Source organism: Rhodococcus olei, from assembly GCF_039540555.1.
In the GTDB taxonomy this organism is placed as follows: Bacteria; Actinomycetota; Actinomycetes; order Mycobacteriales; family Mycobacteriaceae; genus Rhodococcus_G; species Rhodococcus_G olei.
This window is the reverse complement of the sequence record NZ_BAABFB010000043.1, coordinates 71,597-77,870: the sequence shown is the minus strand read 5'-3', so window position 1 is coordinate 77,870 and position 6,274 is coordinate 71,597. Positions and strand designations below refer to the sequence as shown.

The window sequence follows — 6,274 nt, the reverse complement described above, 5'->3', positions numbered from 1 at the left end:
CCGGGTCGAGATCGACGCCGGTGGGGGTGTGCCAGGTCCCGACCTTCGTTGCGCCCCTGACCCGGCGGGCGGCGTCGGCGCCGGAGATCCGCAGGGTCTGGGTGAGGAAGTCGGTGATCGAGCGGCAGGCCAGATTCCCGGGGATCGACTGCTCCATCACCTCGACGACCAGTCGGTGTCCGACCGCGGACGCCTTCCGCAGCGTCGTTTCCAGCCGCCGCAGTACGTCGATGACGTCGTCGTCGGGGAGTCCGGTCAACGGGGCATCGAGCGGCCCCTCGACGGCGTCGTGCAGCGCCGCCAGGTGGTGTTTCACCCGATCCTCCGCCACTACGATCGAACTCATGTTCGAACAATATTCGAGAGGGGTCCTTCGTGTCCGGACTTTCGCGGGGTGCATTCGTGCCGCATGGGGTCCGGGTCGGCGAATCTGTAACACGAGTAACGAATGTGATGAAACGGACCTCGGCGGCATTGTCCGGATGGTCGCGGAGCGAGGGGGCATGGGCGAGCAGCAGCGTCGCCGGTGGTGCCTCGTCGGGGCGCGGCGCTGACGCAGTCAGGACGGTCGCCGACGAGGCGCCACGGGGCAGGTCGCGGGTGCGAGGCTAAGCGGGCAGCGGCACGTTCTGCAGTCGAACCTGGCCGCGGGCGAGCGTCTTGCCGGTCTGCTCGCTGGTGATCGTCACCAGCCACAGTTGCTGGACGCGGCCCTGCTGGAGCGGTTCTGCGACGACGAGGGCGCGGTCGCCGCCGGTGGACGAGCGGAGGAAGTCGGTGCCGTTGTGGACGCCGACCGCGAACTGGCCGCGGTCGGCGACGGCGGCGCTGGCTCCGATGCTCGCGGCGGATTCGACGGCGGTGGTGTACACGCCGCCGTGCACCACGCCCCACGGAGTGAAGTGGTCGGCGCTGAGTTCGATGTGCCCGGTCACGCGGGTGCCCGTGGCCTCGTCGACGATCAGGCCGGCCGCGGCGACGAAGGCGCTCTCGGGGCGGGAGCGGAGTTCGGATGTGAAGTCGGTGGAGGACATGCACTCGACGCTAACTGCGAAATTGAAAGTTAGCAACTGTATGATGAAGGCCATGGAGTGGCTGGAGATGAGCACCGAGAACTGTTCGGTGCAGCGCACCCTCGACGTGATCGGCGAGAAGTGGACGATGGTGATCCTCCGCGAGGCGTTCAACGGGGTCCGCCGCTTCGACGACATGCGCCGGCACATCGGGATGTCCGAATCCGTTCTCGCCGACCGTCTCCGGAAGCTGGTGGCGGCCGGGGTGCTGCGCGCCGTGCCCTACCGGGAGGAGGGCAGCCGCGCCCGCAACGAGTACCGGCTCACCGAGAAGGGCATGGATCTGCTGCCCGTGATGATCGCGCTGCTGCAATGGGGTGACCGGTACTGCGCCGACGAGCGTGGTCCCGGCGTCGAGGTCCGTGAACGCGCGACCGGTCTGCCCGTGCACGCGGTCGTACGGCCGGTCGGGGAGCGGGGGCTCACGGCACGCGAGACGGTCGGGGTGCCGGGTCCCGGGGCGCGTGCGCTCCGCGCCGACCGCGAGGTCAGTCCCGGCGCGTAGCGAGGGCGGTGAGCGTGGCCATCGCGCGTTCGGCGTCGGCGACCGGGACCAGCAGGTGGTCGTGGTGGAATCCCGCAACCACGTTGCAGCTGATGCCGTGATCGGCCAGCGCGGCGCTGACGGCGGCGGTCAGGCCGACCGCGTCCAGCGCGGAGTGCACCCGCAGCGTGATCCACGCCGCCTCGAAGTCGTAGACCCAATCACGGTCGTCCGCTTCCTCTCTCGTGACGACCATGCTCACGCCCTCGTCCTCGACGACGGACGCGGCTGCGGTCACCGACCGCGCGGCGTCCGCGGACACACTGACGTACACGAACGTCCCGGGCCGCAGCGCCGGGTTGATCGCACCGAGCAGGACGTCGAGATCGCGTTCGCCGGACACGGATTCGGGCCCTCCGTCTCAGAACCGGTGCCGGGCCGTGGCGAGGTCGACGCGGCCGTCGCGGACGACGACGCCCTCGGCGGCGAGCCGCTCCAGCTGCCGCCGGGCGAGATGGGGCGCCGGCCGACCGGACGCCGGCACGACCCGATGCCACGGCAGATCGGAACTGTCGGTGCGCATGATCCAGCCGACGGTGCGGGGCGTGCTGAGCCCGGCCGCGGCGGCGATGTCGCCATAGGTGGCCACCCGGCCGGTCGGGATCGCCGCGACCAGTTCGCGGACGCGGTCGACCTGGTCGCCGGTGGTCGCGGCCACTAGAGCAGTTTCTCGATCAGCGCGGCGACCTCGGCCGGCCGCGAGTTGGCGACCATGTGGTCGACGTCCATCTCGATCACGGTCAACCGGTCACCGAGATGCGCGTCGAGCGCCGCGCGGAACTGCGGCGTCACGTACGGCGGCTGCACCCGCATCGCCTGCACCAGCACCGTCGGCAGGTCCGCCGGCGGCAGCACCACGGGCCGCGCCAGCTCACCCCACGACGCCACCACCGCGGGCACCGCGTACCGCCATCCGACCCGGCCGCCGCCGACGTCGATCAGGTGCTCGGCGATCTCCTCGTCGAGGACCTCGGCCGCGACGTCGGCCCATGCGCAGTGCACCTTCTCGGCGCGGGCCTCGGCGGCGTCTGTGTAGTCCGGGTAGCGCACGGTCAGGTCCGCGATCTCGAGCATCCGCCCCGGCTCCAGGCCCATCGCCGGGTCGAGCAGCAGCAGCGCCCGCACCCTCTCCGGTGCCCGCGCGGCCAGGTGCACGGCGATCGCACCGCCGAACGAGTGCCCGACGAGCACCACCGGCTCGCTCGTCTCGGCGTCGAGGGCCTCGACGAGGCTGTCCACGTGGTCGGCGAAGCCCCAGGGCGGGCTCCACGTCGAGTGGCCGTGTCCGCGCAGGTCGGGCGCGATCATCCGGACCTGCGGCAGATACCCCTCCGCCAGGTGTCGCCACCGTCCGCCGTGCCCGGTGAGCCCGTGCAGGGCCAGGACCGGGGCCCCGTCGGCGGGACCGAAACGATGGATCTTCAGGTCGGACACGGCAGTCATTCTGCCCGACCGCGGGCCGGCCGGGTCGGGTTGGTGCTCACGAGGTCGAGTGGTCGTCCGGCGACCGGGTCGCGCGGCATCTCCGGGTCGGAGACACAACAGCAGAGCGAGCTCGACGTCGAGCGGGGAGTCGGTGATCGGCCCACCGCGCTGCCAGGGCCACATACCGGTCGACCTCCGCCCCGGTGAACCGGTCGTCTTGTCTTCTGGGCACAAAGGTGCGCCGAAAGTTGATTTCCGCAGGATATGGCCCTTGTTCGGGCTCGTTCCTAGTGTTCGAGGTAGCTCGGAAGACCAGCCCGGACGCGGTCCTCGCGACCTCGGTGCTGTGCGTCTCGCCAGGCCGCGGCTGCGTCAGATCATCGCCGAAACCAACTGATCGCCGAACCAACCCGAGGAGGGCCGTGACAATGGGGTTCACCAAGCCGGATCTGCCGAAGGTCGATCCGGACACCTTTCTGCAGAAGCCGCTCATGGAACGAATGCGGATTCTCGCCGTCGACTGGGCGGAGAACGGATTCGGTTCTCCGCGAATGGTTCACACCATCTACATCGTGAAGCTGGTCCTCTTCTTCGCGCTCGGAGGCATCGTCATCGCGACGGTCACGTCCGGCCTCCCGGCCTTCTGGCACGTCAGCGAGTGGTGGAACCAGCCGATCGTCTACCAGAAGGTGATCCTCTGGACCGTCCTTCTCGAGGCCGTCGGCGTCGCGGGCTCGTGGGGGCCGCTCGCCGGCAAGATCACGCCGATGACCGGCGGGATCCGGTTCTGGGCGAGGCCGGGAACCATTCGGCTGCGGCCGTGGAGATGGGTGCCGCTGACCGGTGGCGACCGCCGCACCCGGTTCGACGTCGTGCTCTACGTTGCGCTGCTCGTGAGCCTCGCGGTCCCGCTCCTCGCGCCGGGCGTGCACAGCGCGTCACTGTCGCAAGCTCTCCCGGACAACACCTCCGGCCTGGTCGACCCGGCGCTCCTGCTCGCGCCCATCGTGCTGCTCGTCCTCGTCGGACTGCGGGACAAGACAATCTTCCTCGGCGCCCGCGGCGAGCAGTACCTGCCGGCCCTGGTCTTCTTCGCCGCTCTGCCGTTCGTCAACATGATCATCGCGCTGAAGATGCTCATCGTCGTGGTCTGGGTCGGCGCCGGATTCTCCAAGTTCGGCAAACATTTCGCCAACGTCATCCCGCCGATGGTCAGCAACAGTCCGTCCATGCCGCTGAAGTTCGTCAAGCGAGCCCACTACCGCGACTTCCCGCGTGACATGCGACCGTCCCGGTTGGCGAACTTCATGGCGCACGGCAACGGAACGGTGGTGGAGATCGTGGCGCCCCTGATTCTGTTCGTCTCGACGAACATGTGGGTCACCGTCGCCGCCGCGCTGTTCATGGTGGCGTTCCACCTGTTCATCATCTCGACGTTCCCGCTGGCGGTGCCGCTGGAGTGGAACGTGGTGTTCGCCTACACCACGGTGTTCCTCTTCCTCGGCTACCCGAACTGGGACGGGTACGCCCCCTGGGACATGAGCCCGCCCTGGCTCGCCCTGATCATCGCGGCGGCATTGCTGTTCTTCCCGGTGCTCGGCAACGTCCGTCCGGACAAGGTCTCGTTCCTGCCCTCGATGCGGCAGTACGCCGGCAACTGGGCGTCGGCGGTGTGGGCCTTCGCGCCCGGCGCGGAGGAGAAGCTGAACCGGGTCACCCGCTCGGCGAAGAACCAGATCGACCAGTTCGTCGAGTACGGCTACGAGCCGAAGTGGGCGGAGATCACCCTGCAGAAGACGGCCGCGTGGCGGACCATGCACAGCCAGGCCCGGGGCCTGTTCTCGGTGCTGCTCACCCAGCTGCCCGACATCGACACCCGCACCGTGCGCGAGGCCGAGTTCGTGTGCAACTCGCTGATCGGGTTCAACTTCGGCGACGGACACCTGCACGACGTGGACATGATCCGGGCCGTGCAGAGAGAGGCGCGGTTCGAGCCGGGAGAGCTCGTCATCGCCTGGGTCGAATCGGAGGCACTGGGCAGCGGGGTGCAGCACTACAAGGTGATCGACGGGGCACTCGGGGTGATCGAACTCGGAACCTGGAAGGTCGCCGACGCGGTCGAGGAACAGCCCTGGCTGCCGAACGGCCCGATCCCGCTCCAGGTCACCTGGTCGCTCTCCGGCACGTCACCCGCCGGCCGCCGCCGCGATCAGGACCACGGACACGGCGCACTGGCATGAGCGAGCGCGAGCGCGAACGACTCGGCCGGGCCACCGCGGCCGCAGGGGCCACACCGCACCGGAACGGCGACGACGTGGTGTTCGGCCCGCTCGTCGAGACGGACCGGTCGGCCGAGCCGCAGTGGGTCGCGGACTGCGTGGTCCCGCTCCGATGACCGGCGAAGTGACGCACATGGTGACGGTCGGCGGGCACAGGTTGCGGGTCCGGGTTCGTCCCGGCGATTCGGTACCGCTGGTGCTGTGCAACGGGATCGGGGCGGGCCTCGAGGTGCTCGAGCCGGTCGTCGAGCACCTCGATCCGGGACGGACGGTCGTCAGGTTCGACGTCCCCGGTACGGGTGGGTCGCCGGCTTCGTTTCTGCCGCACGGCTTTCCGTACCTGGCGCGGATGCTCGGACGATTGCTCGACGATCTGGGGTACGGCACCGTCGACGTGCTCGGCTACTCCTGGGGCGGCGGCCTGGCCCAGCAGTTCGCGTTCCGGAATCCTCGTCGCTGCCGGCGACTGGTCCTGGTCGCAACCGCGACCGGCGCCCTGATGGTGCCCGCCGCACCCGCCGTCCTCGCGAAGATGGTCACGCCGCGCCGATTCGCGGACCCCGACCATCTGGCGGCGAACGCCGCGACCATCTACGGGGGCAGCGCCCGGCGCGGTGACCCCGGCCTCGACCGGATCGTCGGGCACCAGGCCGTGTCCCGGCGTGGCTATCTCTATCAGCTGCTCGCCGGGGCCGCGTGGACCAGCCTGTTCGCGCTACCGGTGATTCGGCAGCCGACGCTCGTCGTCGCAGGCACCGACGACCCGCTCATCCCGCTCGTCAATGCGCGGATCATGCATCGGCTGCTGCCGAACGCCACCCTCGAACTGCACAGCGGTGGACACATCGAACTGCTCACCAACGCACCCGCCCTCGCATCGGTCGTCGACGGGTTCCTCGGCGCACCGTCGCAGACGCGGCCGACCTGAACGGCGGTCCGCCCCCGTCGAGGCG

9 protein-coding genes are annotated in these 6,274 nt (G+C 69.6%); 4 read left to right on the top strand and 5 right to left on the bottom strand.

Translation table 11 applies throughout. The features are described 5' to 3' along the window. Nucleotides 1-346, bottom strand: a 346-nt coding sequence (locus tag ABD951_RS13245; RefSeq protein WP_345345463.1) for a DUF222 domain-containing protein, incomplete at its 3' end; no start/stop codon positions are given. 262 nt (nt 347-608) lie between these two features. Next, nucleotides 609-1,034, bottom strand: coding sequence for a PaaI family thioesterase (locus tag ABD951_RS13240; RefSeq protein WP_345345461.1), 426 nt, complete (start codon nt 1,032-1,034; stop codon nt 609-611). A 52-nt stretch (nt 1,035-1,086) separates the two neighbouring features. Here ABD951_RS13240 and ABD951_RS13235 point away from each other — a divergent pair, with 52 nt between their 5' ends. Further along, nucleotides 1,087-1,578 (top strand): winged helix-turn-helix transcriptional regulator, encoded by a 492-nt coding sequence (locus ABD951_RS13235; RefSeq protein ID WP_345345459.1) that lies wholly within the window; start codon nt 1,087-1,089, stop codon nt 1,576-1,578. Here ABD951_RS13235 and ABD951_RS13230 read toward each other — a convergent pair. The 3 genes from ABD951_RS13230 to ABD951_RS13220 are packed head-to-tail and all read right to left on the bottom strand — an operon-like array spanning nt 1,562 to nt 3,060. Continuing rightward, nucleotides 1,562-1,960, bottom strand: a complete 399-nt coding sequence (locus ABD951_RS13230; protein ID WP_345345457.1) for an ACT domain-containing protein — start codon at nt 1,958-1,960, stop codon at nt 1,562-1,564. The genes ABD951_RS13235 and ABD951_RS13230 overlap by 17 nt on opposite strands. An 18-nt stretch (nt 1,961-1,978) precedes the next feature. Further along, a complete protein-coding gene (locus ABD951_RS13225) occupies nt 1,979-2,275 on the bottom strand; it encodes an MGMT family protein (protein WP_345345455.1) in 297 nt (98 codons plus the stop codon). Continuing rightward, nucleotides 2,275-3,060, bottom strand: coding sequence for an alpha/beta fold hydrolase (locus tag ABD951_RS13220; RefSeq protein WP_345345453.1), 786 nt, complete (start codon nt 3,058-3,060; stop codon nt 2,275-2,277). The genes ABD951_RS13225 and ABD951_RS13220 overlap by 1 nt, the downstream gene beginning before the upstream one ends. 410 nt (nt 3,061-3,470) lie before the next feature. Between ABD951_RS13220 and ABD951_RS13215 the strand changes: the two genes are divergently transcribed. The 3 genes from ABD951_RS13215 to phaZ are packed head-to-tail and all read left to right on the top strand — an operon-like array spanning nt 3,471 to nt 6,249. Further along, complete coding sequence (locus ABD951_RS13215) at nt 3,471-5,282, top strand: DUF3556 domain-containing protein (protein WP_345345451.1); 1,812 nt, start codon at nt 3,471-3,473, stop codon at nt 5,280-5,282. Further along, a complete protein-coding gene (locus ABD951_RS13210; RefSeq protein WP_345345449.1) occupies nt 5,279-5,437 on the top strand; it encodes a hypothetical protein in 159 nt (52 codons plus the stop codon). The genes ABD951_RS13215 and ABD951_RS13210 overlap by 4 nt, the downstream gene beginning before the upstream one ends. Next, complete coding sequence (gene phaZ / locus ABD951_RS13205) at nt 5,434-6,249, top strand: poly(3-hydroxyalkanoate) depolymerase (RefSeq protein WP_345345447.1); 816 nt, start codon at nt 5,434-5,436, stop codon at nt 6,247-6,249. Before ABD951_RS13210 ends, phaZ begins: the two co-directional genes overlap by 4 nt. The last annotated feature ends 25 nt before the right edge of the window (nt 6,250-6,274 follow it).